Below are 24913 nucleotides of genomic sequence, written 5' to 3' on the forward strand. Positions count from 1 at the left end.
AGGGAGAGACATATGGCCATCGGCATCATCGCCACGCTGCGCGTACAGGCGGGCAAGGAAGCAGAATTCGAAGGCGTCTTCGCGCAGCTGGCACCCGCGGTGCGCGCCAACGAGCCCGGCAACAGCTATTACAAGCTGTTCCGTACCGCCGACGCCGGGGTGTACAAGGTGCTCGAATGCTATGACGACGAAGCCGCGATCGCGGCGCACCGCGCGTCGGACCATTTCCGCTCGCTCGGCGCCCAACTCGGCCCCTGCCTCGCCGGCGCGCCGGAGATCGAGACGCTGCCCGCGGTCTGACGGGACTTCCCTTTCGCCTGCGGAAGAGGGGCTTTTTCTCTCGTCACCCCGGACCTGATCGGCGATTATCCCACTGGGACAAGGAATGGGTGTTCCCCCGCGAAGGCGGGGGTCCCGCGACAAGGAAAGGCGCGCGTGCGGCAGCGCGCCCTTCGACGCTTCGCGTCGAAGCTGGACCCCCGCCTTCGCGGGGGAACACATAGTTGCTCCAATGGGATATATCCGGACTTGATCCGGGGTCCATCACGTCAGGGGCTGCGGTGGATCGCGGATCAAGTGCGGGATGACGAGCGGCTGAAAGCCGCGGCAATCGGCAAGTCGGCGGCAAACGACCGAAAGGCGATGGCAATTTCGTCGTCACCCGACTTCCGCAATCTCTCCTGCCCGGTCGCCCAGCAGATATCGCGGCCCGGCGCCGCGCTGCGATGCCTTGTCCCCACGGTTGTAGAGCCCGCATTTCTTCAGCGACAGGCACCCGCATCCGATGCAATTGCCCAACAGTCGCGCGTCCGTTCGAGCGCCGCGATCTGCGCTTCGATCCGCGCGTGCAGCCCGGTGCTGATCCGCGCCCAGTCCGCGGCATTGGGATTGCGACCAGCGGGAAGCCGGGCCAGTTCGGCACCGATTTCCTCCAGGCTCAATCCCATCTGCTGCGCGATCAGGATGAACGACACGCGGCGGATGTCGGCGCGCAGGAACCGCCGCTGCCCGCCGCGCGTGCGCAGCGCCTCGATCAGCCCCTTGGCTTCATAAAAGCGGATCGCCGACACCGCGACCCCGGTGCGCGCGGCAAGGTCCCCGATAGCGATCAGGTCGGTGCGATGCATGGCTGCTCCTTGCCATTCCCGTCTTCGTCATCGCGAGGAGCGAAGACTCTGCTTGATCTAAACCTCACTTGAGCTTTCATAACCCGCTGCGTCAACCCGAATCAGGAGCTTATCCGTGACGCACGCCTTCATCGAGCATGTTAATCTGACCGTCAGCGATCCCGACCGCACCGCCGGGCTATTGTCGGCAATCTTTGGCTGGCACGAGCGCTGGCGCGGTCCCGCGCGCGACGGCGGCCGCACGATCCACCTCGGCAGCGACACCGCCTATGTCGCGCTCTATACCGGCCCCGACGGGCAGCATGACGACGCGCGCTATGCCAAGGGCGAACCGCTCAACCATGTTGGCGTTCAGGTCGACGATCTCGACACGGTCGAAATGCGCGTGAAGGCGGTCGGCCTCACCCCCTTCAGCCACGGCGATTACGAACCCGGCCGCCGCTTCTATTTCTTCGATCCCGACGGCATCGAATATGAAGTTGTCAGCTATGCGGAGCCGCGCCCGCGCTGAAAGGCGCAACGTCCTGGTTCGTCAGGCGTTCTTCCTTCATCGGGGGGCCGACAAGGAGTCTCGACCGATGACCGACGATATTAAGAAAAGCTTCTGGAAGGCGCTCGACGCCAGCCCCTATGTGATGATTGGCCTGACCGGCGAGCGGGATCATCACATCCCCATGAATGCGCAGCTCGACAAGGATGCCGACAGCGCGGTCTGGTTCTTCACTGCCACCGACAATCATCTGTCGGGCGGCGGCCCCGCGATGGCCCAATTCGCGTCGAAGGGGCATGACCTGTTCGCCTGTATCTCGGGCACGCTGCGCCATGAACAGGACCGCGCGGTGCTCGACAAGCTGTGGAACAATGGCATCGCCGCCTGGTACGAAGGCGGCAAGGATGATCCCAAGCTCGTCCTTCTGCGCTTCGACCTCGACGATGCCGAAATCTGGACCGCGGATCCGGGCATCAAGGGGATTTTCAAGCTGATGACCGGGATGACCATGAAGGACGGCGACCTCGGCAAGCATGCAGAGGTAGCGCTGTAATCATCCTCGCTGTGGCGAAGCCGTAGGAAGGTGGGGGCCGCCGTAATCCCCGCTCCCACGCTTCGTCGCAGCGTCGATCAGCACCGGCAGCACGCGCCGCGATGCCTCAATGCGACGGCGCGATCTGCCCCTCGCGAAACTCGAACCCGCCCTCGCGGTCGCGCGCCAGCAGCGCGGGTCCGTCGAGGTAGACCCATCGCGCCCGTTGCGCAAGGACAAAGGCCGGCGCGATGGCAAGACTGGTGCACAGCATGCACCCGACCATGATCGACAGCCCCGCCGCATCGGCCGCGTCGGCGAGCCGCAGCGCTTCGGTCAGCCCGCCCGCTTTGTCGAGCTTGATGTTCACGCCGTCGTAAAAAGGCCCGATCCGCGCGACGTCGGCCGCGGTGTGACAGCTTTCGTCGGCGACAAACGGGATGGGCGCATAGAGCGGATCGAGCAACGCGTCGGCGCCGACCGGCACGGGCTGCTCGATCATCTCGACTCCCATGTCGGCGAGCGCTTCGGCCTCGCTCAAAATATCGATCTGTCCCCAGCTTTCGTTGGCATCGACGATCAGCCGGGCGTTGGGCGCGCCCTTGCGCACGCCCGCGACGCGCAGTCGGTCGCCGTCGCCGGTCAGCTTGATCTTGAGCAGATGATAGCCGTCGGCCTCCGCCGTCGCTGCCGCCTCGGCCATCGCGCCCGGCGTGGCCAGCGAGATGGTGTAGGCGGTCGTGCGCGCGGTCGGCGCGCCGTCGCATCCCGCAAGCTGCCACAGCCGCAAGCCGCGCTGCTTCGCCTCCAGATCCCAGAGCGCACAATCGAGAGCATTGCGCGCTGCGCCAGGCGCCATGATCTCCTGCACCGCAGCACGCGCCTCGGCCGCGCCAAGCTCGGCAATATGCGCGGCCGCATGCAATATCTGGTCACGACATCCCGCGGCGTCTTCGCCAAGATAATAGAGCGGCGTCCCCTCGCCGCGCCCGATCGCGCCTCCGTCGCCCTGGGCGCCCCCTATTTCGGCGACGATCACATCGACATGGTCTTTCGCGCCGCGGCTGATGACGAACTGCCCGTCGACAGGCCAACGCTCGACGCGCACGCTTTTCAGTTGGATAGCCATGACGCGATCATAGGCGAAGACCGCGATCCGGCAATATCGGCTTTACGGTTAGAGCGCCCAAAGCGCGCCGTCAAAACCCTACCCGCCGTTGGCGCGGATCCATTTCTCGACCACCGGCGCGATATCCTCGCGCCATTTGCGGCCGTTGAAAATGCCGTAATGGCCGACCGTCTTGGCCATCAGATATTTCTTCTTCTCGGTGGGCAGCGACGCGGTCAGCGTCAGTGCGGCCTTGGTCTGGCCGATCCCCGAAATATCGTCGCGCTCGCCCTCGATCGCCAGGATCGCGATGTCTTCGATCTTGGAGAGGTCGACCGGCTTGCCGCGATGGAGCATCTCGCCCTTAGGCAGCGCATGGCGCTGGAACACGACGTCGACCGTCTGGAGATAGAATTCGGCGGTCATGTCGCAGACCGCGCGATACTCGTCGTAAAATTCCTTGGTCTTGTCGGCGCTCTCGCCGTCGCCGTCGACCAGATGCTTGAACATCGACCAGTGGCTCATCATGTGATTGCCAAGGTTCATCGACATGAAGCCCGCGAGTTGCAGGAACCCCGGATACACCCGCCGTCCGGCACCCGGATACCAGGCGGGAACGGTGACGATGACATTTTCCTGGAACCAGGCGTGCGGGCGCGTCATCGCGTGCTGGTTGACTGCGGTCGGCGCCTTGCGCGTATCGATCGGCCCGCCCATCATCGTCAGCGTCTTGGGGCGGCACTTGTGCTTGTCGGCCGCCATGATCGCCGCGGCGGCCAGGCTCGGCACCGAGGGCTGGCACACGGCGAGCATATGCGCGCCCGGCCCGATATGCTCCATCCAGCCGATCAGATAGTCGATATAGTCGTCGAGATCGAACTTGCCGGCTTCGAGCGGGACGTTGCGCGCGTCGCGCCAGTCGGTGATCCACACGTCATGGTCGGGGATCATGCGCTCGACCGTGCCGCGCAACAGCGTTGCGTAATGGCCCGACATCGGCGCAACGATCAGCAGCTTGGGTTTGCCGGCCGCCCCCTTGTGCGTGAAATGCTTGAGCTGGCCAAAGGGCTTGCGCGCTTCGACCTTCTCGGTGACCCGCACCGTTTCGCCTTCGACCTCGGCCTCGTACAGCTCGAACCCCGGTTTGCCGCGCGGCGCCGAGGCATGCGCGAACACTTCGAGCGCCGAGGCGAACATCGGGCTGCCACCGAAATAGCCGAGCGGGTTTGCGGGATGCTGGATCACCTGCGCCCCCGCCGTCGCCAGCGCGCTCGCCCCCGCGAGCCAGCTCTTCTGCATTTCAAAGGCGTGATACAGCATTCTGGTGTCCTTGCGTCCTGTCGGGCGCTCTCGCGGCAACCCTGCTTGAACGCCAGTCTAGGGAAACGCTGTCATTGTGCAATGCATCAAAATTGTTGCGTGCGCAGTTTGTCGCTATTATTCCGGGACAGCGGGCGCAGGTGCGGCCCCTGGAGTGAATATGTCTGAGATTGCGGGCAACCGCTAACATCCCGGCGAAAGGGATGGCGCAAGCGTTGCGAGCCACCGGGTTCGCGCGCCTCTTGTTGCTGAACAATCTCGGACAATTTCCCATGAATATCTCGAAATCGGAACAGCGCGTCCTGCACGTGCTGGCGCAGGGCGGTATGATCCGTCACCGGCGCGGCGAAGACGGCCGCCTGATCGAAGCGCTCTGCTTCACCCGCGACGGCCATATTCTCGACAGCGGCGGCCTCGGCCTTTTCCAGCGCCTGCGCCGCAGCGGCTTCATCGCGTCGCAAGCGGGCGCGCCGTATCGCATCACCCAGGCGGGGCTGCGTGCGGTGCGCGCGCAACTCGACAACCGCTGAAACGGGGGGAGCGCGGGCCGATGTCCGCGCTCCTTTCGACAGTTCAGCTTCATGGCGCTTGAAGCCTCACGCCATTCTGCGCCGTTGAGCGGCATCGGTACGCCTGCTAGGGCCGTCGGCGATGGCGACCAAATCAGACAAAACCGCTCCGCCGCGCAAGCTGTCCAGCCTGCGCATGGTCTGGCACTATGCGAGCAAATATCCGCTGCAGCTGCTCATCGCGGCGGTCGCGCTCGGCATCGCGGCGTTCGCGACGCTCGCGATCCCCTATCAATTCAAGGAAATGATCGACTCGGGCTTCGTCGCCGGCGGCGGCGATGTCAGCCCGCATTTCCGTTTCTTCTATGTCATCGTCGTGCTTCTGGCCGTCGCGACCGCGTTCCGCTTCTATTTCGTCAGCTGGCTGGGCGAGCGCACCGTCGCCGATATCCGCCAGGCGGTTCAGCGCAACCTGCTGCGTCTGGCGCCCGGGTTCTTTGAGGAAAACCGTCCGTCAGAGATCGCCTCGCGCATGACGTCGGACACCTCGATCATCGAACAGACCGTCGGCACCACCGTGTCGGTCGCGCTTCGCAACACGGTGATGGGGATCGGCGGCATCGTCTATCTCTTCTCGCTTTCGCCCAAACTCACCGCCGGCATCTTGCTCGGCATTCCGGTGATCATCATGCCGATCGTCCTGCTCGGTCGTCGCTTGCAGAATGTGTCGCGGACCAGCCAGGACCGCGTCGCCGACATCGGTGCGACCACCGCCGAACAATTGGGCGCGATGAAGATCGTCCAGGCTTTCGGGCAGGAAGCGCGCGAAGCCGAGCGCTTCTCCACCGCGGTCGAGGCCAATTTCGCGACCGCCAAGCGCCGCATCCGCCTCCGCGCGACGATGACCGCGATCGTCATCGGGCTGCTGTTCGGCGCGATCACGACCTTGCTCTGGTATGGCGCGGCAGGGGTCGCGGCTGGGACGATCACCGGCGGAACGATCGCCGCTTTCGTGCTCACCGGCGGCCTGGTCGCGGGCGCATTCGGCGCCCTCACCGAAGTCTATGGCGACCTGCTGCGTGCGGCAGGCGCCGCCGAACGCCTCAACGAATTGCTCAGCGCCGAGCCGAGCATCGCGCCCCCGGCCACCCCGCGCGCGCTTCCCGTACCCGCGATGGGGACGCTCGAGTTCGACCATGTCGAATTCCGCTATCCGACGCGTCCCGACGCGCCTGCGCTGCACGATTTCAGCCTGGCGATCCGCCCGCGCGAGACCGTCGCCATCGTTGGCTCCTCGGGCGCCGGCAAGTCGACGCTTTTCCAGCTCGCCGAGCGCTTCTACGACCCGCAGGGCGGTCAGATCCGCCTCGACGGCGTACCGCTGCCCGAACTCGATCCCGCCGATCTTCGCGCCCGTATCGCGATGGTACCGCAAGAGACGGTGATTTTCGCCGCCTCGGCGCGAGACAATCTTCGCTATGGCAATTGGCTCGCGACCGATGACGAGCTGTGGGAAGCCGCCCGCGCAGCGAACGCCGAGGAATTTATCCGCAAGCTGCCCGACGGTCTCGATACCTTCATGGGCGAAGGCGGCGCGCGTCTGTCGGGCGGCCAGCGTCAGCGGCTTGCGATCGCGCGCGCACTGCTCCGCCGCGCGCCGCTTCTCCTGCTCGACGAAGCGACGTCGGCGCTCGACGCCGAATCCGAAAAGCTCGTCCAGGACGCGCTCGAAACGCTGATGCACGACCGCACCACGATCGTCATCGCGCACCGCCTCGCGACCGTGCGCGCCGCCGACCGCATCATCGTGATGGACGACGGCCGCATCGTCGAAGAGGGCAAGCACGACGAACTCGTCGCCGCCGACGGCCTTTACGCTCGCCTCGCGCGCCTGCAATTTCAGGACAATCTCGCCGCCGCCTGACCGCTACCCTTCGAAGGACGCTCCGCCATGCTCTACGATTTCACCGTTCCCGCCTACATCAACGGCCTGCGCTCGCTGTCGGGCCAGCTCGCCAAGGCGCTTGCGTGGGGCGCGGACAATGGCGTCGGCGAACTCCAGTTCGTCGTGGCACGGCTTGCACCCGACATGTTCCCGCTCGCGGCGCAGGTACGCTCGTCGTGCAGCCAGGCAATCCAGGCCGCGACGCGCCTCGGCGCCCCGGGCGCCCCCGACCTGAGCGAGGATGCGACCGACTTTGCCGGATTTCAGGCGCAAATCGCCGCGACGCTCGCCTGGCTGGACGGCCTCGACCGCGCGGCGCTCGACAGCGATCCCGATCGCATGGTCCGCTTCGATCTGCCGAACGGCATGGCCTTCGACATGAGCGCCGCAACCTATGTCCGCGACTGGGCGCAGCCGCAATATTACTTCCACCTCGTCGCCGCCTACGCGATCCTGCGCCATATGGGCGTCCCGCTCGGCAAGGCCGATTATGTGGGCTATATGCTGCAATATCTGCGGCCGGGGACGGCGCCGGCCTGACGGACGACCGAGCCGAGGTCCGCTGACGACCAGAACGCGACATTTATGGCATCGTCATCCTGAACTTGTTTCAGGATCCATGGGCTGCCGTTTCCTTCGACACAGCGCGAAAGGAGAGGTCAGGCCATGGATGCTGAAACAAGTTCAGCATGACGATATTGGAGGACGGCTTCCCACGCCGCTCCCGTCACCCGCTGCCGATTCTGATGTGTTCCCCGGCGAAGGCCGGGGTCCAGTGCATGCTCGCGCAACGTCGGCTCTCCAACGCCCTGGGCCCCGGCCTTCGCCGGGGAACACGCCCGTCGGGTGACCGTCCGCCCCCCATCCCAAAGCCACCGCTCTGTGTTGATCCACTTCCAATGGCAGGAAACGGCCGGTGGCGACGTTCCCTATCATCGTCATCCTGAACTTGTTTCAGGATCCATGGCTTGCCGTTTCGTTCGACGTGGCGCGAAATGAGAGGTCCGGCCATGGATGCTGAAACAAGTTCAGCATGACGATATTGGAGGACGGCTTCCCACGCCGTTCCCGTCATCCCGCTCGATCCTCGTCATCCCGCTCTATCCTCGTCATCCCGGACTTGATCCGGGATCCATGACGACATCGGTTGCTTGGACCCCGGAACCGTCGAGGGCGACGAAGCGAGAACGTCCGCCTCCCACCCCGACCGATCGGCAGCTCAGATCATGCCGCCATATTGGTGAATGCCCGGAAAGGCGATTTTCGCTCCGCCGTTCCGGCGGATCGCGCCGATCGCTTCGTCGACGCGCAGATAGCGCGCCCGCGCCTCGGGTTCGAACATCAGGGTCGGCACATCGGTTCGTTCGGATGCAACCTTCACCAGCTGACCCAGCTGCGCCAGGTCGACGGCCTCGCCATTCCAGCGGATCGTGTCCGCGGTGTCGATCGTCACCCTATTCTCGTCGAGCACGCTTCCCGGATCGACCGTTCCGGCCGGCAGCGTGATATCGACGCTGTGCGTCGGCGGCGGGATCGTGATGATCAGCATCACCAGCATGACGAGCATCACGTCGATCAGCGGCGTCGTGTTGATTTCGGGATCGCCATTGGGGTCGGCCCGGAAAATGCTGCGGTGAAACTGGCTGCGGCGTTTACGCATCGTCTCTCTCCCCTGTCGAGCGGGGATGACGCTTGCAATCGCGAGCGCCGGCCCCGCGTTGATGACCGGCCCTTCTCATTTCGGCGCGGCCTTCATTGTTATGGTATAACATTTTGCGTGCGAGGCAAACAAAAAGCGCGCCATCGACGGCGCGCTGCCAAAAAGAAAGGGCGGCACCTTTCGGTACCGCCCCTCTTTGTCTTCCAACCCGAACCGGGCAGGAAATCGCTTACATGCCCGAACCCGGACCGTATTTGATTTCCACGCGACGGTTCTGGTCGTTGCGGACGCCGTCGGCGGTCGCAACGGCCGGGCGCGATTCGCCGAACGCTTCGGTCGAGAACGACCCGTCCGAGATGCCGCGAGCCGACATATAGCTGCGAACTGCCGTGTTACGACGTTCCGACAGGCCGACGTTGTACTTGGCCGAACCCGAACGGTCAGCGTGACCGGCGAGCCAGACCTGCGTACCCGTGCAACCACGGTTGTAGGCGCTGATCGCGTTGTCGAGCGTTGCAGCCGCTTCCGGCGTGATGTTCGACTGATCCCAGTCGAAGTACACGATGTACGGCCCGGGCTCGCATACTGCAACCGGCGGAGGCGGCGGCGGCGGGGGCGGCGGGGGCGGCGGAGGCGGCGGAGGCGGAGCCGGCGGCGGTGCCGGTTCTGCGCCACCGAAGTTATAGGTCAGCGTGCCCAGGATCGAGTGCGACCGGAAGCGCGTCGAAACGTCGCGACCGAGCTGGTCGACCAGGTCGAGGTTGCTGGCGTTGAAGAAACGATACTTCAGGCCAACGTCCCAGTTCTTGGTCAGCGGAGCGCGAACGCCCGCGATGGCCTGCCAGGCGAAACCGGTATCCGAATCGTCAAGGAACGCACCGGCATAGACCGGCTCGACCGAAACGCGAGCGACACCGGCACCACCGCCGACGAAGCCTTGCAGCCCGTCATCGTCACCGAAGTCGAGCAGACCGTTGACCATGAAGCTGAGCGCGTTCGAATCGCCGTTCAGGTTCACTGCACCGGTACGGAGCGCACCAGCGCCGTTGACGCTCTGCGGAATGCCCGGAGTGGTGAAGGTACCCGACGTGATGTCGGCTTCCTTGTAGCCGACTTCGACTTCCGCACGGAAACCACCGAAGTCGTACCCGACGGTACCTTCGAAGTCATAACCCTTGCGGTGATCGAGCGAACCGGCATTGTCGACCGTTCCGATGTCGAGATCGAGATCTTCGACGATCATGACACCACCACCAACTCCGACATACCAGGAGTTGTCGCGCGCCAGTGCTGGCGACGCCAGGGCGGTGGAGGCCAACGCCATTGCGACGGCAAGCTTCCTCATAGTAGATTCCCCTTTCAATTGAGATTTACGTCTCGTCAGACGTCCTACCCAAGCCTTTGGTTCCGTGCAAGCGAACAAATCGCCGATCTGTTGCCAAAAAGCCGCACTTTCAGCGCGAAGATAGTGAAAATCAGCCTAAAATCAGAAGGCCCTGCGCCTCCAGGAGCAGAATCAGCGCGGCGATGACTGATCGGGCTTCGGAATCAATTGTGACACCGCCCGCCGGGCTCGCAATCGCCGCCGGAGCGACCCAGTTGCCAGCATGATAGCGCATCCACGCGCCATCCGATAGCCGGATCAGTCGCAGCCCCGGTCGCGGCGGCACGAAGCGCCACCCGCCCTCGCTCCGGATGGCCAGCATGTCGTCCCGACCGGCCCAGGCGCCGGTCGCGCCAGCGCCGACCAACCAGCATTGCCCCGGCGCGGCTGACGATGGAGGCGCCGCGATCGGGCCACCCTCGATCGCGGCATGGACGAGCGCGTCGAGCAGCGTCAGCGCTTCGTTGTGCGTGACCTCCTTCTGCGCCTGCGCCGTCGCCAGCAAAGGCAAGGAAAAACGGGCGGTTTTTGGCATGTCCGTCATGGTAGGTCTCCTATGTAAGCGGCAGGACAAGCGGCGACGAAAGCGCAAAGTCGCCGACCTGCCGGATGGCGAGCATATGCCCCGGCGCCAGCGCAGCGATCGCGACGGACGCCAGGGAAAACGTCGGCGCCATGGTCTCCCATGGCCCGATCCCCGGCACCGGCGGGACAAGCTCGATGCGCCACGCCTCGCGGCTTTCTCCGAACGGCACGTCGACCTCGTCACGCCACCCCGTGTCGGCGCGACTGCGCCGGATCCACACGGCGACGCCGCCGAGGCCATCGGGACGCAGTTCCCCGTGCACCGGCGCCAGCGGGCGAAGCGCCCGGCCGGCCGGGGCAATCGCGATCTCGCGAACCTCGGTCTCGCCGCGCGAGGCCCATTGCAGGTCGGCGCCCCCGCTCTCGGCAAGCCGCGCGAGGTCGTCGGGAAGCGCGAGCAAGGCTGGATCGCCGAGCAGGACGAAAGGCGTGTCGACGCCGTGCGCGCCGCTGTCGGTCCCGCGGCGTCCGCGAAGCAGGTGCGACAATCGCCACCGGCGCGGCGCGACCATTTCCGCGCGGCCGAATTGGACCAGCTCGTCGCCCAGCATCGCCATATTGGCACCCGCCAGAAGCGCGAAATCATCGACGGATTCGAGTGTCATCGACGGATTGATCAGCGCGACGATCGCATCGTTCGCCGTGTCGAAAAGATGGCTGCTCCCCGCGGCGAGCGGCGCGACGAGCGCCCCCAGTGCAGCCGCGGGTCGCGCATGGCCTGCCGCGACGGGCTCGGCCTCCGCCGCGGGCCGGATCCAGATATCGGCGCCGCGCCAGCCGTCGTTGCTCCCCGCTGCCGCCACCAGCAGGCGCGGCGCCGACGCCGGGGCCGCGTCCAGCCCCGGAAGATCGAAGATCGCGGCCGTCGCTTCGGCATCGGGCCAGTCGGGCGCGCTCACCGCACGCCCGGGATCGGTATCGACCGGTTCGGCAGCAACAGGCTGATATCGCTGCAATTCGATCGACAGGCCTGTGTCGCGAATGGTCCGCGAGGCCAGCCGCCAGCGGCTTCCGTCGACCGATGCGACGGTGCGGCCGACGGGCAGCGCCAAAGCCGCCAGGTCGACCGTCCAGACCACCGTCTCGCGCCCGTCGGCCGCCGCGACCGCCAGCGTCTGCGCCAGCGCGCGCGCCGATCCGGCCGACAGCACCGAGGGCAGGTCGATCCGCTCCTCGCGCACCCCGCCGCCCGCGACCTGCGCCGTCTGCTGGCCCAGCTGATAGTCGCGCTCGGGCTCGTAATGGCGCAGCCGGATCGTCCCCGGCAGCGCCGACAGCGGCGCGCGCCGCTGTTCGATGCGGTCGGCGGCCGCCGGCATCCGCCGCGCTTCGGCAAAGCCCGCAAGCGCCACCGGGTCGCCGTCCGCCGGCATCAGGCACCAGCCATCGGGACCGCTCGCCAGCCGCACGCTGTCGGCATCGAACAGCGGCGCCAGCGCGTCGCGCACCCGGTCGCCCGACGCGGCATAGCCGACCAGCGGCCAGCGCCCCGAACACCGCGCGCTTTCGCCGAGCAGGTCATTGCCGATGACCCCCGCATCGACGCTGCCACCGTCGGCTTCGACCTCGAACGTCAGCGACGGGATGCGATTGCCGAAATTCGCCAGCTCCAGCTCCTCGAACACGGCATAGGCCAGCCCGCGAAACGCGCTCGCCGAGTCCATCCCGACCGCCGCCGCGATCAGCGGGTCGGCCGCCTGATCCTCGCTTCCGTCGTACCAGCGAAAGGTGCAGCGCTCGCTGAAGCGGCCGCTCGACCCGCGGAGCAGATTGCCGTCGGCCCAGATCCGCCGGATCGCGCCGACGCGCCGCGACGACAGCGCGACCGCGAACGAGGCCGCATAGCTGAATTCGGTGGTCGACGGCCGCCCCTTGCCGCCGCCACGCTTGTTCCGCCGCTCGATCAGGTCGGTCGCCCAGATCACGCTCCCCGCGACGCGCATCGTCCCGAACAGCCTGGGGATCTGCTGGCCATAGGTCGACGCCTGGATCTTCAGATCGGCCAGCCGCGGCCCTTCGCGCCCCTTGGGCTTGAAGAGCTGGGCGTCGATCTGTTGCCCCGCATAGGCACCGATCGCCGCGCCGACCGGCCCGCCGACGATCCCGCCGACGACCGTGAGCACCAACGTCGCCATGATTTTCCCCTTATCTTGCAATCCGAAAGCGCGGCGCGGCGCGCCACATCTCGTCGATCGGCACCGCGACCACGCATCGCAAACCCGCATGGGCATGGATCACCCGATCCGGGCCGCGCAGCCCCAGGTGAAACTGCCCCGCCGGGAACCGGATCATCGCGACGTCGCCGACGCATGCCGCGCCCGTCGCCGCCACAAATCCCGCCGCGGCCAGCCCGCGCTCGATCCGCTCGCGCGCCCATCCGCGCAGCGGATATCCCGACGGCGCCGTCACCTCGCGCCCCGCCGCCGCATAGGCGGCCGCCACCAATCCGACGCAGTCGAGCCCGCCCGCCGCGTCGCGCCCCTGCACCCGGAACCGCGCCCCGACCATCGCCTGCGCGGCGGCAAAGGCCCGCGCGCCCATATCCTCATCCACCCGGATAGCGCGTCAGCAGGTCATTCCCCGGCAGATGCGCCTCGCCGCGAAAATTCACCGCATTGCCGAACCGCTCGCGGCATGTGGCAAGCTGCTTGTCACACCCTTCGATCAGCCGCACGCGCACCGGCAACGCCGCCATCCGCGGCGGCATCTCGGCCAGCGTCAGCACCGCGCCCGCTGCGCCGACGACCGGGCTCGCCAGCCCCGACGCCGCGCCCTCCATCCACATCAGCTCGCCGAACGCCATCGTGCCCGTCGGAACTGCATGGTCGAGCGTCACCGACCGCCCCGAGATCGCGACCACGCGCCGCCGGTGCGTGCGCGGCGTCAGGTCGACGCGGCACGCCCGGTCGCCCAGCATCGCGCGGCACGAGGGCGAGGTCGCGGGGCATACCGGCCGGTCGAGCAACCGCGTGACGCCTTGCAGCTCGGCCGCGAACGCCGCCCCGCGCCGCTCGATCGCGCCCAGCGATCCGCGCGCGACCACCACCGGCGCGCGCTCCGGCGCGGTCCAGTCGGTCACGAACAGCTCGAGCTCGGCGCCGTCCCAGCGCCCCGCCTCCAGGTCGCCTGCCGCAATCGCATCGCTTGCGATCGCGCCTTCGATATCCATCGTCTGCGCATCCAGGCTATCGCTCGTCTCGATCGCCGACGGCTTCACGCCCGCGCGCTCGGCCGACAACGACACGTTGCAGGTTTCGCTCAGCGACAGGATGAACTCGTCGCGGCTGCGCTGCGATATTTCGCGCTTCGACCGCTTGGTCTTGACCAGCAATCGCGCTTTTCCACTCATCACCACCAGATCCATATCGCCCGCCTCCCAAAGCGTTCGGGCCGGAACACCCTCCCGCAACGGAAGGGCGCCGGCCCGAATCGCAATTCTTCATGATGTGATACTTGTGGCGTTTATGTAGTTTGCAAACCCACGGTTCAACCGAGTGCGACGCGAACGGCGGCAATCAGCCCCGCAACGAATGATCCGGCGACGATTGCGGTCGCGAGCCAATATTCGACCGCGACGGCGTGATCTTTCCAGTTTGGTTCAGGGGGCATGTTGCAAGAATGGCACACCCCGATTTTGTAGGAAAGGCTCAGGCTGGCGGGGCGAAAGTCCAAGCGCACAGCTTGTTGCCGTCCAGATCGCGGAAGTAGGCGAAGAACGAACCGCCGCCGCGATCACCGGGCGCGCCGTCGTCGGTGCCGCCAAGTTCGAGCGCCTTTGCGTAGAAGTCGGCAACTTCCTTTTGGCTGTTGAAGGCGAAGCCCACCATCGTCCCGTTGCCGACCGTAGCGGGCGCGCCATCGAAGGGCGTCACGACTGCAAACCATCCGTCAGCGATACTGCCAAAGAAGCTGCCGCCGCCGGGATTGTCGAAGAGCTTGCTCCACCCGATACTGCCTAGAAGGGCCTCATAGAACGGAATGGCACGGCCAAGGTCATTCGATCCTACGCTTGCATATAGTTGCATGGCTTATCTCCTCTCGGCGCCTGTCTGGCACGATGAAAGAGGGGACGCAACGGCGGCGCTACTTTGCCTTGTCGGGCACCGGCTTGCGCTTCACCAGCTTCCCTAGGCGCTCATCGAAGCGCTTGGGGTCGTCGTCGGTCTCAAGGTCGCGGGCGGCTTCCTTGAACTTGTCCAGTTGACTCTTGTCCGTCGTGAGCTTTGCCATGGTAACATGTACCTCTGCTTTATTGATGAGTCGGGCCATATCCCGTCCAAAGGCTCGCCCAAGGTCCGCTATTTCGTCATTGCTGCTCTTATCATACCTGAAAGCCAATGGCAGGAGATTTCCAGGGAGTTCGAAGCAGCAAAACGGCGCTTCAAGGTTGAAGGCGAAATTAAATGGCAATTTTTCGGCCCTGACAACACATCTAAGGGGAACTGCCTACTGCACCTCTCATTCGACGAGAGGTCGAAACTCCGCAATCAGCTTCTCGCATCCATCACCAAACGCAAGTCATGCAGGATCGTGGCCACCAAGTCGGAAATGGCTAAAGCGTGGCAGCAAGGCTACATCAAATCGAAGATGGATGTTTATCATTACACGTACAAACAGACGCTGGAGCGCGTGAATTACTTTTTACAGGACATGTCAAAGGTGACAGGCGACTTCCAACGCGGACTTGTCGTTTGTGATCACCGTGGGAAAGATGATGACAGAGCGTTTCGCGATTATCACGCTGTCATTACCGAGAAAGAATCTGCGTACACGTCGAGGTTCGAACATTTCGTGGAGCGTGTCATGCTTACAGAGAGCCATCATAGCGTAGGCATTCAACTCGTGGACCTCTGTGCTGGCGCCATAGGCCATGCATTCAATCACGATAAGATGAGTTGGATCGACACGCTGCGACCGAATATCCGCGCGCATCCGCAGAAAGGAATCGACGGATTTGGGCTAGTTCACTGGCCAAAATAGGCTGCCGGGTGGGGAAGGAATTTCACCTTCCCCGCGACGCTACGCTGCGTCCCCGGGCGCTAATTTATATAATTGAATTGGCACCATAAATCAAGGGTAGGCCCTTGAATCAACCCACTGATAAGTGGCCCAAAGTAACTGGCTAAGTTTTCTTTTTTAGCCTCACGTCGCGAATGCCCTTCAATTCGAACTGATGCCCGACCGGCTTAGGCGTCGGCGCTGTCGTTAGCTGGTTGATAGGTCAGGCGCTTGCCAACGATACCGCGCATGGCGTGGGCAGCCCGACCGCGATCATCAATGCCGTTCGCCTGACGGGTGTTGTAGCGAAACTCGAACTCGGCAAGGTAGCGGTGCAGATGCTGCTCGCCACAGTGCTGGTAAACGCCCTTCATACCGCGCTTGAAAATCGAGAACGCGCCTTCCACGGTGTTGGTGTGGATCGTGCGGTCCTTGTAATCGACGTACTGGCGGGCGCCGTGGAGCGTCGTGCCATGCTCGGCAAACTCGCGGCCGATCTTCTTGTACATCTTGGCTTCGTCCGTCATCAAACGGGCTTCGCGGGCAATGTTGTTCAGGACGATCGGGTGGACCTCGTCGGCGCGGAACTTGTCGAACGTGAACGAGCGCATGGTGCCGCTCTCGCGGTCCACCAGCGCCAGAACGCCGAACTTGTGGGCCGTACCAGCCTTCGCGCCGCGACGGCCTTCCTTGACGCCGAAATACGTCTCATCGACCTCGACAGCGCCGCCGCCCGAACCGAACGGGGCGGCAAGGTCACCGGAGCGCATGGCTTCACGGATACGGTGAGCAAGGAACCAAGCGGTCTTGTACTGGACCTCAAGGATGCGGCCAAGCTGGTGGGCGCTGATGCCCTTCTTGCTCGACGCGATAAGGTGGACGGCCTGTAGCATCTTATGCAGCGGCATGCGGGCATGCTCGAAAACGGTGCCGACCTTCACGGTGAACTGCTTGCGGCACTCGCCACACTTTTTGAGGCCGTGACGGAGCGCGCCTTCCGGCGTTTTCAGGGTCGGCTTGCCGCGAACGCCCGACAGGTCATAGACCCGACCACCGATCACACCGCAATGCGGGCAGACGACGCCGTCAGCCCAAACGATGCTTTCCAGATGCTCGAAGGCCTTGGCTTCGTCGTGGAAGTAGGGGGAAGAAAGAACCGACATGGTGAATGCTCCGTTTGATGAGCATTCTCTAGCAGTTTACCGTGGGTGTGTAAAGTACATAAACGCGATACTTGTGCCATAACAGCGTGACGATGTCAAGCCATTTTAACCCATATGGTTTTCGATGTCGTGGCTCGCTAGGCGGCGGGCCATGGCGGAACGGACGGATACCAGCCGATCTGCGTCCGCCTGAAATGCCCCACGGGCATGAAAAATTTCGGGATTCTCAGGTACCGGAGCCGAAAACCGTCGGCTTCATCGCGACGAGCTTCCGGTCGATCTCCGCCATTCTGGATTCCAGCGGCTTCCACTCGGGACGCTGCGTGGCTCGATCGCCATATTCCATGCGAAGACGGGTTTGCGCATCGATCATCATGTCTCTGTCGCGGCTCAGGCTGTCCCACTTCTCTTTCGCAAGCCTGCGGGGTCCCTTTGGCGTCTGGCTGTCCATCAGGGCCCAGCGCTCGGCGGCGTCGCGGCGCGCCGCCAGGTCGATGGCTTGGCCCACCGTGGCCGGCGCGTTGCCATCCGCGCCCAGCAGCGGCTGGCCGCAATAGTTGGCGGACTTGGCGCGATGCCTGACGACATAGTTGGCAAAGGCGATGCCGTCCTGCGGCTCAAGTTGATTTCGGATCGTCCGCACCGTCTGCATGTCGCCCAGGTCGATGTCGGACAGGGCGATGTCACGCGCCGCGGGCGCGCAGCCACCGAGCAGACAAACGAAAAGCAAAACGGCTCGGGCCATGATCCATCCTTCTGGCCGGCCTGTTTAAACGATCAAAGTTAACAAACTTAAGATGCCGCTCCGCGCGTCGCTTTTATCGGCAACCAGCGCGCCGATCCATGGTCGCCGCGCCGAACCGGCGCGGCTGGCCCGACTATCGAAACGGGCTGCCGCCTTCACCTCAAATTAGCCTTTGCATGCCACTAGGGGCTCCGGGCCGTGCAGCGGGGAAACGCGACTCAGGGGGGCGTCAGATGACAGAATTCTTTTGTTTTCAAATACTTCCAATGAGTCGCGCGATGCTTGTCGCCGCGACGATTGGCGACGTTGCCACCGCGAATGAACCTGAAATCGCTGCATAATTATTGCCACGAGAGGAAGCTTATGCGCCGTAATGTTTTAGTGTCCGCTCTTGCTCTTGCGACCGCAGCCTGCGGTGGCGGGAGCGCTGGCAGCAGCAGCGTTGCGGCGCCTGCGGTTGTGCTGGCGCCCGCGCCGACCCCCGCGCCGACGCCGACGCCCGCGCCCACGCCCACGCCTACTGGTTCGGTGACGGCTGACGCCGCTGCGACGGTGCAGGGCGTGACGGCCATTGCGAGCAACTTCGATCCGATGAGCGAACTGGTGGCCAATTCGCTGCCGCCATCGGCAGCGCCCGATGTCGTGGGCGCGTTCCGGTTCATTTGCATGCCGGGGAAGCTCAAGACAGAGGACCCGATCGTCTATCCCGGACAGCCGGGCAAGGGCCATTTGCACCAGTTCTTCGGCAATGACAGCGCCGATGCCTATTCGACTTATGCGTCACTCCGCGCCGCCGGCGACTCGACCTGCATGTCGCCGGTGAACCGGTCGGCCTATTGGATTCCTGCCCTGCTGAACGGCAAGGGTCAGGTGGTCCGCCCCGACTATGTGTCCGTCTATTACAAAAGGCGTCCGAAGTCGGATCCGATCGTGTCCGACCCCAACCACCCGCAATATCAGGGCAAGGCTGTCGCACTTCCCAACGGCCTGCGGTTCATTTTCGGACGCGACATGCTCAACCTGGCCAGCGCTTCGACCGGTACGATGCAATTCGGCTGTGACGGGCCAGTGCCCTTCACGGTCAAGGACTGGAAGAATTTCGAGGAGGCTCAGGCCGGCTGTCCCGTCGGGAACCGGATCGGCGTCCGAATGGAAGCGCCCGATTGCTGGGACGGAAAGAACCTCGATACCGCCGATCACCGAAGCCATGTTTCCTATGGGTCCTATGGAACCTGGGGCTATTACAAATGCCCGACCACGCATCCCTATGTCATACCGGCCTTCACCATGGGCGTCTGGTACACACAGGCTGCCGGCGAGAAATATGAATTTGTATCGGACCAGATGGACACCTCGCCGACGCACAAGCGCGGTGACACCTTCCATGCCGACTTCTTCATGGCGTGGGACCCGATCGTTCACGACCTTTGGGAAAAGAACTGCCTCGACAAGATGCTGAATTGCTCGACCGGCGACCTCGGCAATGGCCAGCAAATGAAGCAGAGCTGGGAAGCCAGCTGGACCGCCAACCCCCGCCTCGTGAGCCTCTGAGCCATCGTCGCCGAGCCGGCGGGAGGCGTAGCCTCCTGCCGGTTCGATGGCCGACGGGGAAAGATCGGGCCGGTCGCCTCCGTTCCGGCATTGGGCCGGATGCCGCCGGGTCAAGCGCTGCGGCGCGAAGAGGGGGCACCCTTCCGCTGTCGGATGACCGACCATCGGCCGGGCCTGCTAAAAGCTGACATCCCCTGACTTGCCGATCGGCGTCGCCGGATCGCCGGGGCCGAGCCGCGGCGTCCGCTTGGCCTGCGCCAGTCGGCATTACCGGCGCCGCGAACGACGGTGACCGGTCGCTCGACCCCCAGGCCTCGTTCGGACCGCAAAGCCGCAGATCGCCCGGTCGAGCTTGCGAACGCGGCCGCCCGAAAGCCAAGCCTGGCCCGCCGGCCACCGCTCGCAAACCGACGCCCCGTCCGCCCAAAACGCCATCAGGATCGCGCCCTGACGACCGATCCGCCCTGTCGATGCGAATTTATAGGGCCCCGATTCCAACCGGTTATACTTATATCGCATCCGATCTAATCGGCTACGCTTGACTTGATGCCGCGACTCGCTTAATTACATCGCATCCGATCAACACGGATACGATTCATAACCCCCGAAAGGAATTCGCAATGGCTGACAAGATCATCTTCACCGGCACCACCCACGTCAAAGGCGGCGCCGAAGGCTACGCGCGCAGCACCAACGGCATCCTCGACCTCCAGCTGCCGCAGCCGCACCCCGCTGCCGAAAATCTCTTCGCTGCGGCTTGGTCGGCGTGCTTCATCGGCGCCGTCGAGCTTGCCGCGTCGCAGAAAAAGATCCCGCTGCCCGCCAGCCCCGAAGCCGACACGACGATCGACGTCGTGATGAAGGATGGCGGCTTCGTCCTGCGCGCGCGCCTCGACGTCCAGCTTCCCGGCGTCGATCCCGTCGTCGCGCGTGATCTCATCGACGTCGCGCACAGCATCTGCCCCTATTCCAAGGCGGTCGCGGGCAACATCGACATCGAACTCAACCTCGTCTGACGGTTCGACCGGGCGGCGCGCTGCGCCCTTTCCCCTCCCGGGGGAGCGCGCGCCGCCCGATCGGACTATCCGGCCAGCGGCGGCAGCCCGTCCATGATCGCCGTCAGCGCCAGCGCATTGTCGCGCTCCATCGCGCTGTGCCCGGCGTTGGTCACCACATAGGTCGCGGGCGGCGCGCCCGCTTCGCTGAGCGCCGCGACCAGCCGCGACGCCTGCGTCAGCGGGCACACCTGGTCAAAGCGTCCGTGGACGATATGCACCGGGATCGCCGCGAGCGTGGCGATATTCTCGAAGAAATGGCCCGGCGCGATGAACAGGTCGTTGGCGAAATAATGCGCCTCGATCTGCGCAAAACACAGCGCAAAGTCGGCATCGCCGAACTTGCCGGTGTCGGCGGTCTCGGGGATCATGTTCGAAATCACCCCCTCCCACAAAGACCAAGCCACCGCGGCGTTCAACTGCCACGCCTTCTCCGCCGCGGTCGCGGGCACCATGTCGAAGATCGCCTTGTACGATGCCATCACATCGCCGCGGTCGGCGGGGGCCAGGACCCTCAGCAGTTCGGCCCATTCGGCGGGATAATGGATATAGGCGCCCGGCGCGGTCAGCGCATAGGGGTCGGCGTCCCACGTCGCGGCATTGCCCTGATACAGATAGAGCAGGTCCTCCGCCGCGCCCAGAAAGATGCCGCGCAGGATCAGGCTCGCGCAATGGTCGGGGTGCGCGATCGCATAGGCCATCGCCAAGGTGCTCCCCCAACTTCCGCCGAACACATGCATCGGCCCCGCGATCTCGAGATCGTCGCGCAGCGCCTCGATGTCGCCGATCAGGTCGGCGGTGGTGTTGTTCCGGAGCGCCGCCGCCGGGCCCGCCGCGGCGACATTGGGTTCGCTCTTGCCGCACCCGCGCTGGTCGAACAGGATCACCCGATAGCGCTTGGGATCGAAGAAGCGCGCCATCGCGGGCGCACACGCGCCCCCCGGCCCGCCGTGCAGGAACATCACCGGCTCGCCGTCGGGGTTGCCATATTCCTCCCAGTAGATGCGGTGCCGCGCCTCGACGTCGACCTCGAGCCAGCCGAAGTTCAGGCACGGCGGCTGCGGATAGACCCAATCCTCGCCGATCTTGCTCGATGCCTGCAGCCGCGAAAAATCCATGGCTCTATCCTCTCGGGAAATCTTGCTGATCCGCAGCGCTAACGCATCGGGGGACAGTTCACAAATCGGCCAGCCATGCTAGGCAAGATGCAACTCTCATCCGTTCGTGCCGAGCGGGAACAGGATAGCCCCATGACCTTGCGCCTCGCCGCCACCGCCGCCCTCTTCCTCGCCGCCCCCGCCGCCGCGCAGGATATCAGCGCGGCGCATCTCGCCGAAACCGTCCGCACGATGGCGTCGGACCAGTTTCAGGGCCGCGCGCCCGGCACGACGGGTGAAGAGCGCACGATCGGCTATCTGATCGGCCGGCTCCAGGCGCTCGGGCTCGAACCGGCGGGCACCGGCGGCGGCTGGACCCAGCCCGTCCCGCTGCTCCACACCGCGCTCGCCTCGCCGACCAAGCTGCAATTCGAACGCAAGAGCCACAGCAATTATCAGGTGCTGACGCAGGGCACCGACATCTATGTCTCGACGCTTCAGCCGAACGACGTCGCGACGGTCGCGAACGCGCCGCTCGTCTTCGTCGGCTATGGCGTCTCCGCGCCCGAGCGCGGGTGGGACGATTTCAAGGGCGCCGACCTCAAGGGCAAGGTCGCGGTTTTCCTGATCAACGATCCCGATTTCGTGGCAGCCGCCGACGAGCCCGTCGCGGGCAAGTTCGGCGGCAAGACGATGACCTATTACGGCCGCTGGACCTACAAGTTCGAGGAAGCGGCACGCCGCGGCGCGGTTGCCGCGCTGATCGTCCACGATACCGACGGCGTCGGCTATGGCTGGAACGTCGTCAAAAGCGGCGGCGGCGAGAATTACGGCCTCGTCGTTCCGCCCGAAAAGCGCACCAGCCTCGCGCTGCAGGGCTGGATCGCGCACGATGTCGCCGACAAGCTCTTCGCCGACATCGGCCTCGACCTCAGCCAGCTCCGCATCGCCGCACGCCGCAGTGACTTTCGTCCGATCCCGCTGTCGGGCGTGACGCTCGAAGCCGATATTCCGGTGAAGCATGAAGTGGTGCAGAGCCAGAATGTCCTCGCCAAAATCCCCGGCACCCGGCGCCCCGACGAAGTCGTGATGTATGGCGCGCATTGGGACGCCTATGGCGAAGGCAAGCCCGACGAGCAGGGCCGCATCTATCGCGCGGGCGCCAACGACGACGCGCTCGGCGTCGCCGGATTGTTCGAGATCGCCCGCAACTTCAAGGCCGCGCGGGCGCCCGACCGCACGCTTCTCTTCGCGTTCTGGACCGCCGAGGAACGCGGGCTTCTGGGCTCCGAAGCCTATGCGCAAAACCCGCTCTATCCGCCCGAAAAGACCGTCGCCAACCTTGGCCTCGACATCCTGCAAACCGCGGGCAAGGCAAAGGACGTCATCCTCGTCGGCCAGGGGCAAGGCACGCTCGAGGACGATCTCGCGCGCCTTGCGGCAAAGCAGGGGCGCAGCGTGTCGGTCGAAAGCCTCCCCGAACGCGGCCTCTTCTATCGCGCCGATCATTTCAGCATGGCTAAGCGCGGCGTCCCCGTGCTGCTGATGATGGGCATCGCGGGCGCGTCCGACCTGGTCGCCGGCGGCAAGGTCGCGGGCCAGAAGTGGGTCGATGACTATACCGGCAAATGCTACCATCAGGCCTGCGACGCCTGGGACGACAGCTGGAATCTCGACGGAGCGGTGCAGGATATTTCGGTGTTCTACCAGATCGGCGACGAACTCGCCCGCTCGGCCAGATGGCCCGGCTGGAAGGACGGCTCCGAGTTCAAGGCGATCCGCGACACGAGCGCCGCAGCGCGAAAATAGTCACGCGATATTGCGGGTCAGCTGCTTAGCAAGAACCCGCAATCCGCTTCGCAGCGCCGCCCGATCGATGGCGCCGCCCAGCGACACGCGCAGCGCCGCCGCGCCCGCATCGGCCGCCGCAAAGCTGTCGGCGGTGATCGCCGTCATCCCCTCGCCGCGCAGCACGCCCGCGATCCGCGCCTGATCGGCCGCGGCCGGCAGCGGCACCCACAGATGATAACCGCACGGATGCGCGGCATAGCTGCCTGCGGGCAATATCTCTGCCGCGATCGCCTGCCGCGCCACAGCCTCGGCGCGCGTCTCGCCGATCAGCCGGTCATAGCTGCCATCCTCCAGCCAGCGCGTCACCAGCGCGGCGTTGAGCGGCGGCGCCATCACGTCGGTCGCATGCGCCTCGCTCGCGAGCGCCAATGCATCGCGCAGCGACGGCGCACGAACATGCGCGACGCGCAGCGCGGGCGAGATCGTCTTCGACGTGGCGGCGACATACCAGCCCAGCTCGGGCGCGAAGCTCGACAGCGGCGCGAGCGCTGTCTCGGCGAGCTGGCCATAGGCATCATCCTCGATCAGCCGCACGCCATGGCGCCGTGCCACGTCGGCCAGCGCCGCGCGCTCGGCCGTCTCGATCGTGTCGCAGGTCGGATTGTCGTTCGTCGGCACCACATAAAGCGCCGCCACGCGCGTCGTGCGGCACAGCGCGTCCAGCGCGCCTGCCTCGATCCGCTCCAGCGGCGCGAGCCGCAGTCCCGCCTTGCGCGCGATCGCCAGAAACCCCGGATAGATATGCGTCCCGCACGCCACGACATCGCCGCGCTGCAAAGTCGCGCTCACGATCGCGTGCAGCGCATTTTGCGCGCCGGCAGTGACCACAATCTGATCGGCCGCGCTCGCCAGCCCGATCCGGCCGAAAATCTCGGCGCCCGCCGCACGGTCGGCCTCGCGCCCGCCCGCCGGCGTATAGTGCAACCGCCCGCCCGCGCCCGGCGCGCGGAGCAGCGCGCTCGCCGTGCGCTCCCACGCCGCGAGCAGCGTCCCGCCCTCGATCTCGGGCGGCATGTTCATGCCGGTGTCGCGCGGCGGCGGCCCCGCGGCGATCGCATCCTGCGGCAGCACAAAGCTCCCCGCCCGCCCGCGCGCGCCGATCAGCCCGCGCGTCCGCGCCTGCTCATAGGCCTTGGTGACGGTGGTGAGGTCGATCCCCAGCCGCGCCGCAAGGTCGCGCTGCGGCGGCAACCGGTCGCCGCTGCTCAGCGCACCGGTCTCGACCGCGACGGCGATGGCATCGGCGATCGCCAGATATTTGGCGCCGCGTGCGCGGTCGAGGTCGGGAACCCAGCTGTCAGGCATCGGCGTCGGCAGGCTCCCCTTTCGCGCGTGCATTCAGCTGCGCCCACAGCGCGCCCGTGCCCGCTTCCTGCGCCTTGTTCACATATTGCGATGCGACGAGCCAGCCCTTGATCGGCTGGAGCGCGACGAGGCACGGCAACAGCATCAGCGGCGCCGACACGATCAGATGCATCCACCACGGCGGATTGATCGCGACTTCGAACCACACGACCAGGAACAGCAGCGGGAAAGCGATGAAGCACAGCGAAAAGAACGCCGGGCCGTCGTCGGGCGAGGCGAAATCATAATCGAGCGCACAATGCGGGCAGCGATCCTGAACCTTCAGCCAGCGCCGGAACATCTTGCCTTCGCCGCAGCGCGGACAGAGGCCATGCAGCCCCGCCTTGTAAATCCACCGCCATTTGTCGCGGCCTTCCAGCTCGCCCGTCATCGACTCACATCCTGCCTATATCCATACACAATGCCATACATAATGTCGGACATGACAA

26 protein-coding genes and 1 pseudogene are annotated in these 24913 nt (G+C 65.2%); 10 read left to right on the forward strand and 17 right to left on the reverse strand.

The window, feature by feature from the left end:
* Positions 1 to 12: 12 nt before the first annotated feature.
* On the forward strand, positions 13 to 300 hold the full coding sequence (locus tag ACO055_RS08700; RefSeq protein ID WP_422062191.1) for a putative quinol monooxygenase: 288 nt from the start codon (positions 13 to 15) through the stop codon (positions 298 to 300).
* A gap of 357 nt (positions 301 to 657) precedes the next feature.
* Here the strand turns inward: ACO055_RS08700 and soxR are convergent.
* A pseudogene (gene soxR, locus ACO055_RS08705) lies at positions 658 to 1127 on the reverse strand (redox-sensitive transcriptional activator SoxR).
* Positions 1128 to 1242: 115 nt separating this feature from the next.
* On the opposite strand from soxR, the gene ACO055_RS08710 reads away from it, so the two are divergent.
* Both ACO055_RS08710 and ACO055_RS08715 read left to right on the forward strand, forming a co-directional pair.
* Entirely contained in the window at positions 1243 to 1638 is a 396-nt protein-coding gene (locus ACO055_RS08710; RefSeq protein WP_422062192.1) for a VOC family protein, read from the forward strand.
* A gap of 67 nt (positions 1639 to 1705) precedes the next feature.
* The gene (locus ACO055_RS08715; RefSeq protein WP_422062193.1) at positions 1706 to 2170 is read left to right on the forward strand and encodes a pyridoxamine 5'-phosphate oxidase family protein; all 465 of its coding nucleotides are present in this window, start codon (positions 1706 to 1708) and stop codon (positions 2168 to 2170) included.
* 106 nt (positions 2171 to 2276) lie between these two features.
* On the opposite strand, the gene ACO055_RS08720 is transcribed toward ACO055_RS08715, so the two are convergent.
* Together ACO055_RS08720 and ACO055_RS08725 are read right to left on the reverse strand one after the other, a co-directional pair.
* Entirely contained in the window at positions 2277 to 3278 is a 1002-nt protein-coding gene (locus ACO055_RS08720; protein WP_422062194.1) for a dipeptide epimerase, read from the reverse strand.
* Positions 3279 to 3356: 78 nt separating this feature from the next.
* Complete coding sequence (locus ACO055_RS08725; RefSeq protein ID WP_422062195.1) at positions 3357 to 4577, reverse strand: polyhydroxyalkanoate depolymerase; 1221 nt, start codon at positions 4575 to 4577, stop codon at positions 3357 to 3359.
* Between the two features lie 272 nt (positions 4578 to 4849).
* Here ACO055_RS08725 and ACO055_RS08730 point away from each other — a divergent pair, with 272 nt between their 5' ends.
* From ACO055_RS08730 to ACO055_RS08740, 3 genes are all read left to right on the forward strand, one after another.
* Complete coding sequence (locus tag ACO055_RS08730) at positions 4850 to 5107, forward strand: YjhX family toxin (RefSeq protein WP_422062196.1); 258 nt, start codon at positions 4850 to 4852, stop codon at positions 5105 to 5107.
* 121 nt (positions 5108 to 5228) lie between these two features.
* Positions 5229 to 7010 (forward strand): ABC transporter transmembrane domain-containing protein, encoded by a 1782-nt coding sequence (locus tag ACO055_RS08735; protein ID WP_422062197.1) that lies wholly within the window; start codon positions 5229 to 5231, stop codon positions 7008 to 7010.
* A 27-nt stretch (positions 7011 to 7037) separates the two neighbouring features.
* Entirely contained in the window at positions 7038 to 7571 is a 534-nt protein-coding gene (locus ACO055_RS08740) for a DUF1993 domain-containing protein (RefSeq protein ID WP_422062198.1), read from the forward strand.
* A 679-nt stretch (positions 7572 to 8250) separates the two neighbouring features.
* Here ACO055_RS08740 and ACO055_RS08745 read toward each other — a convergent pair.
* From ACO055_RS08745 to ACO055_RS08785, 9 genes are all read right to left on the reverse strand, one after another.
* Positions 8251 to 8691: an ExbD/TolR family protein gene (locus ACO055_RS08745; RefSeq protein ID WP_422062199.1), complete on the reverse strand. Its 441-nt coding sequence runs from the start codon at positions 8689 to 8691 to the stop codon at positions 8251 to 8253.
* 229 nt (positions 8692 to 8920) lie between these two features.
* Entirely contained in the window at positions 8921 to 10036 is a 1116-nt protein-coding gene (locus ACO055_RS08750) for an OmpA family protein (RefSeq protein WP_422062200.1), read from the reverse strand.
* 130 nt (positions 10037 to 10166) lie between these two features.
* A complete protein-coding gene (locus ACO055_RS08755) occupies positions 10167 to 10619 on the reverse strand; it encodes a DUF2793 domain-containing protein (protein ID WP_422062201.1) in 453 nt (150 codons plus the stop codon).
* Positions 10620 to 10629: 10 nt separating this feature from the next.
* The gene (locus ACO055_RS08760) at positions 10630 to 12795 is read right to left on the reverse strand and encodes a phage tail protein (RefSeq protein WP_422062202.1); all 2166 of its coding nucleotides are present in this window, start codon (positions 12793 to 12795) and stop codon (positions 10630 to 10632) included.
* 10 nt (positions 12796 to 12805) lie between these two features.
* Entirely contained in the window at positions 12806 to 13201 is a 396-nt protein-coding gene (locus tag ACO055_RS08765; RefSeq protein WP_422062203.1) for a peptidoglycan endopeptidase, read from the reverse strand.
* 4 nt (positions 13202 to 13205) lie between these two features.
* Positions 13206 to 14024 carry a DUF2163 domain-containing protein gene (locus ACO055_RS08770; RefSeq protein WP_422062204.1) on the reverse strand — a complete coding sequence of 273 codons (819 nt, stop codon included), beginning with the start codon at positions 14022 to 14024 and terminating at the stop codon, positions 13206 to 13208.
* Between the two features lie 122 nt (positions 14025 to 14146).
* On the reverse strand, positions 14147 to 14269 hold the full coding sequence (locus tag ACO055_RS08775; RefSeq protein WP_422062205.1) for a hypothetical protein: 123 nt from the start codon (positions 14267 to 14269) through the stop codon (positions 14147 to 14149).
* A 38-nt stretch (positions 14270 to 14307) separates the two neighbouring features.
* On the reverse strand, positions 14308 to 14685 hold the full coding sequence (locus ACO055_RS08780; RefSeq protein ID WP_422062206.1) for a VOC family protein: 378 nt from the start codon (positions 14683 to 14685) through the stop codon (positions 14308 to 14310).
* Positions 14686 to 14743: 58 nt separating this feature from the next.
* A complete protein-coding gene (locus ACO055_RS08785) occupies positions 14744 to 14890 on the reverse strand; it encodes a hypothetical protein (RefSeq protein ID WP_422062207.1) in 147 nt (48 codons plus the stop codon).
* Positions 14891 to 14896: 6 nt separating this feature from the next.
* Between ACO055_RS08785 and ACO055_RS08790 the strand changes: the two genes are divergently transcribed.
* Positions 14897 to 15640, forward strand: a complete 744-nt coding sequence (locus tag ACO055_RS08790; protein WP_422062208.1) for a DUF3800 domain-containing protein — start codon at positions 14897 to 14899, stop codon at positions 15638 to 15640.
* Positions 15641 to 15846: 206 nt separating this feature from the next.
* On the opposite strand, the gene ACO055_RS08795 is transcribed toward ACO055_RS08790, so the two are convergent.
* Positions 15847 to 16821, reverse strand: coding sequence for an IS1595 family transposase (locus ACO055_RS08795; protein ID WP_422062209.1), 975 nt, complete (start codon positions 16819 to 16821; stop codon positions 15847 to 15849).
* Between the two features lie 226 nt (positions 16822 to 17047).
* Positions 17048 to 17566 carry a hypothetical protein gene (locus ACO055_RS08800; protein WP_422062210.1) on the reverse strand — a complete coding sequence of 173 codons (519 nt, stop codon included), beginning with the start codon at positions 17564 to 17566 and terminating at the stop codon, positions 17048 to 17050.
* A gap of 381 nt (positions 17567 to 17947) precedes the next feature.
* Here ACO055_RS08800 and ACO055_RS08805 point away from each other — a divergent pair, with 381 nt between their 5' ends.
* On the forward strand, positions 17948 to 19117 hold the full coding sequence (locus ACO055_RS08805; protein ID WP_422062211.1) for a DUF1996 domain-containing protein: 1170 nt from the start codon (positions 17948 to 17950) through the stop codon (positions 19115 to 19117).
* A gap of 620 nt (positions 19118 to 19737) precedes the next feature.
* Positions 19738 to 20133 carry an Ohr family peroxiredoxin gene (locus ACO055_RS08810; RefSeq protein ID WP_422062212.1) on the forward strand — a complete coding sequence of 132 codons (396 nt, stop codon included), beginning with the start codon at positions 19738 to 19740 and terminating at the stop codon, positions 20131 to 20133.
* A gap of 65 nt (positions 20134 to 20198) precedes the next feature.
* On the opposite strand, the gene pip is transcribed toward ACO055_RS08810, so the two are convergent.
* Positions 20199 to 21290 (reverse strand): prolyl aminopeptidase, encoded by a 1092-nt coding sequence (gene pip, locus ACO055_RS08815; RefSeq protein WP_422062213.1) that lies wholly within the window; start codon positions 21288 to 21290, stop codon positions 20199 to 20201.
* 132 nt (positions 21291 to 21422) lie between these two features.
* Here pip and ACO055_RS08820 point away from each other — a divergent pair, with 132 nt between their 5' ends.
* A complete protein-coding gene (locus ACO055_RS08820) occupies positions 21423 to 23078 on the forward strand; it encodes a M28 family metallopeptidase (RefSeq protein WP_422062214.1) in 1656 nt (551 codons plus the stop codon).
* On the opposite strand, the gene ACO055_RS08825 is transcribed toward ACO055_RS08820, so the two are convergent.
* A complete protein-coding gene (locus tag ACO055_RS08825; protein ID WP_422062215.1) occupies positions 23079 to 24425 on the reverse strand; it encodes a PLP-dependent aminotransferase family protein in 1347 nt (448 codons plus the stop codon).
* A complete protein-coding gene (locus ACO055_RS08830; RefSeq protein ID WP_422062216.1) occupies positions 24418 to 24855 on the reverse strand; it encodes a DUF983 domain-containing protein in 438 nt (145 codons plus the stop codon). Before ACO055_RS08830 ends, ACO055_RS08825 begins: the two co-directional genes overlap by 8 nt.
* Between the last annotated feature and the right edge of the window lie 58 nt (positions 24856 to 24913).

The sequence above is a fragment of the Sphingopyxis sp. genome (assembly GCF_965227415.1).
GTDB lineage: Bacteria > Pseudomonadota > Alphaproteobacteria > Sphingomonadales > Sphingomonadaceae > Sphingopyxis.

Coding starts and splice junctions, on each gene's coding strand:
- ACO055_RS08700 (WP_422062191.1), top strand. CDS start 13: ATGGCCATCGGCATCATCGCCACGCTGCGCGTACAGGCGGGCAAGGAA.
- ACO055_RS08715 (WP_422062193.1), top strand. CDS start 1,706: ATGACCGACGATATTAAGAAAAGCTTCTGGAAGGCGCTCGACGCCAGC.
- ACO055_RS08720 (WP_422062194.1), bottom strand. CDS start 3,278: ATGGCTATCCAACTGAAAAGCGTGCGCGTCGAGCGTTGGCCTGTCGAC.
- ACO055_RS08725 (WP_422062195.1), bottom strand. CDS start 4,577: ATGCTGTATCACGCCTTTGAAATGCAGAAGAGCTGGCTCGCGGGGGCG.
- ACO055_RS08730 (WP_422062196.1), top strand. CDS start 4,850: ATGAATATCTCGAAATCGGAACAGCGCGTCCTGCACGTGCTGGCGCAG.
- ACO055_RS08735 (WP_422062197.1), top strand. CDS start 5,229: ATGGCGACCAAATCAGACAAAACCGCTCCGCCGCGCAAGCTGTCCAGC.
- ACO055_RS08740 (WP_422062198.1), top strand. CDS start 7,038: ATGCTCTACGATTTCACCGTTCCCGCCTACATCAACGGCCTGCGCTCG.
- ACO055_RS08745 (WP_422062199.1), bottom strand. CDS start 8,691: ATGCGTAAACGCCGCAGCCAGTTTCACCGCAGCATTTTCCGGGCCGAC.
- ACO055_RS08750 (WP_422062200.1), bottom strand. CDS start 10,036: ATGAGGAAGCTTGCCGTCGCAATGGCGTTGGCCTCCACCGCCCTGGCG.
- ACO055_RS08755 (WP_422062201.1), bottom strand. CDS start 10,619: ATGACGGACATGCCAAAAACCGCCCGTTTTTCCTTGCCTTTGCTGGCG.
- ACO055_RS08760 (WP_422062202.1), bottom strand. CDS start 12,795: ATGGCGACGTTGGTGCTCACGGTCGTCGGCGGGATCGTCGGCGGGCCG.
- ACO055_RS08765 (WP_422062203.1), bottom strand. CDS start 13,201: ATGGGCGCGCGGGCCTTTGCCGCCGCGCAGGCGATGGTCGGGGCGCGG.
- ACO055_RS08770 (WP_422062204.1), bottom strand. CDS start 14,024: ATGGATCTGGTGGTGATGAGTGGAAAAGCGCGATTGCTGGTCAAGACC.
- ACO055_RS08775 (WP_422062205.1), bottom strand. CDS start 14,269: ATGCCCCCTGAACCAAACTGGAAAGATCACGCCGTCGCGGTCGAATAT.
- ACO055_RS08780 (WP_422062206.1), bottom strand. CDS start 14,685: ATGCAACTATATGCAAGCGTAGGATCGAATGACCTTGGCCGTGCCATT.
- ACO055_RS08785 (WP_422062207.1), bottom strand. CDS start 14,890: ATGGCAAAGCTCACGACGGACAAGAGTCAACTGGACAAGTTCAAGGAA.
- ACO055_RS08790 (WP_422062208.1), top strand. CDS start 14,897: ATGTACCTCTGCTTTATTGATGAGTCGGGCCATATCCCGTCCAAAGGC.
- ACO055_RS08795 (WP_422062209.1), bottom strand. CDS start 16,821: ATGTCGGTTCTTTCTTCCCCCTACTTCCACGACGAAGCCAAGGCCTTC.
- ACO055_RS08800 (WP_422062210.1), bottom strand. CDS start 17,566: ATGGCCCGAGCCGTTTTGCTTTTCGTTTGTCTGCTCGGTGGCTGCGCG.
- ACO055_RS08810 (WP_422062212.1), top strand. CDS start 19,738: ATGGCTGACAAGATCATCTTCACCGGCACCACCCACGTCAAAGGCGGC.
- pip (WP_422062213.1), bottom strand. CDS start 21,290: ATGGATTTTTCGCGGCTGCAGGCATCGAGCAAGATCGGCGAGGATTGG.
- ACO055_RS08820 (WP_422062214.1), top strand. CDS start 21,423: ATGACCTTGCGCCTCGCCGCCACCGCCGCCCTCTTCCTCGCCGCCCCC.
- ACO055_RS08825 (WP_422062215.1), bottom strand. CDS start 24,425: ATGCCTGACAGCTGGGTTCCCGACCTCGACCGCGCACGCGGCGCCAAA.
- ACO055_RS08830 (WP_422062216.1), bottom strand. CDS start 24,855: ATGACGGGCGAGCTGGAAGGCCGCGACAAATGGCGGTGGATTTACAAG.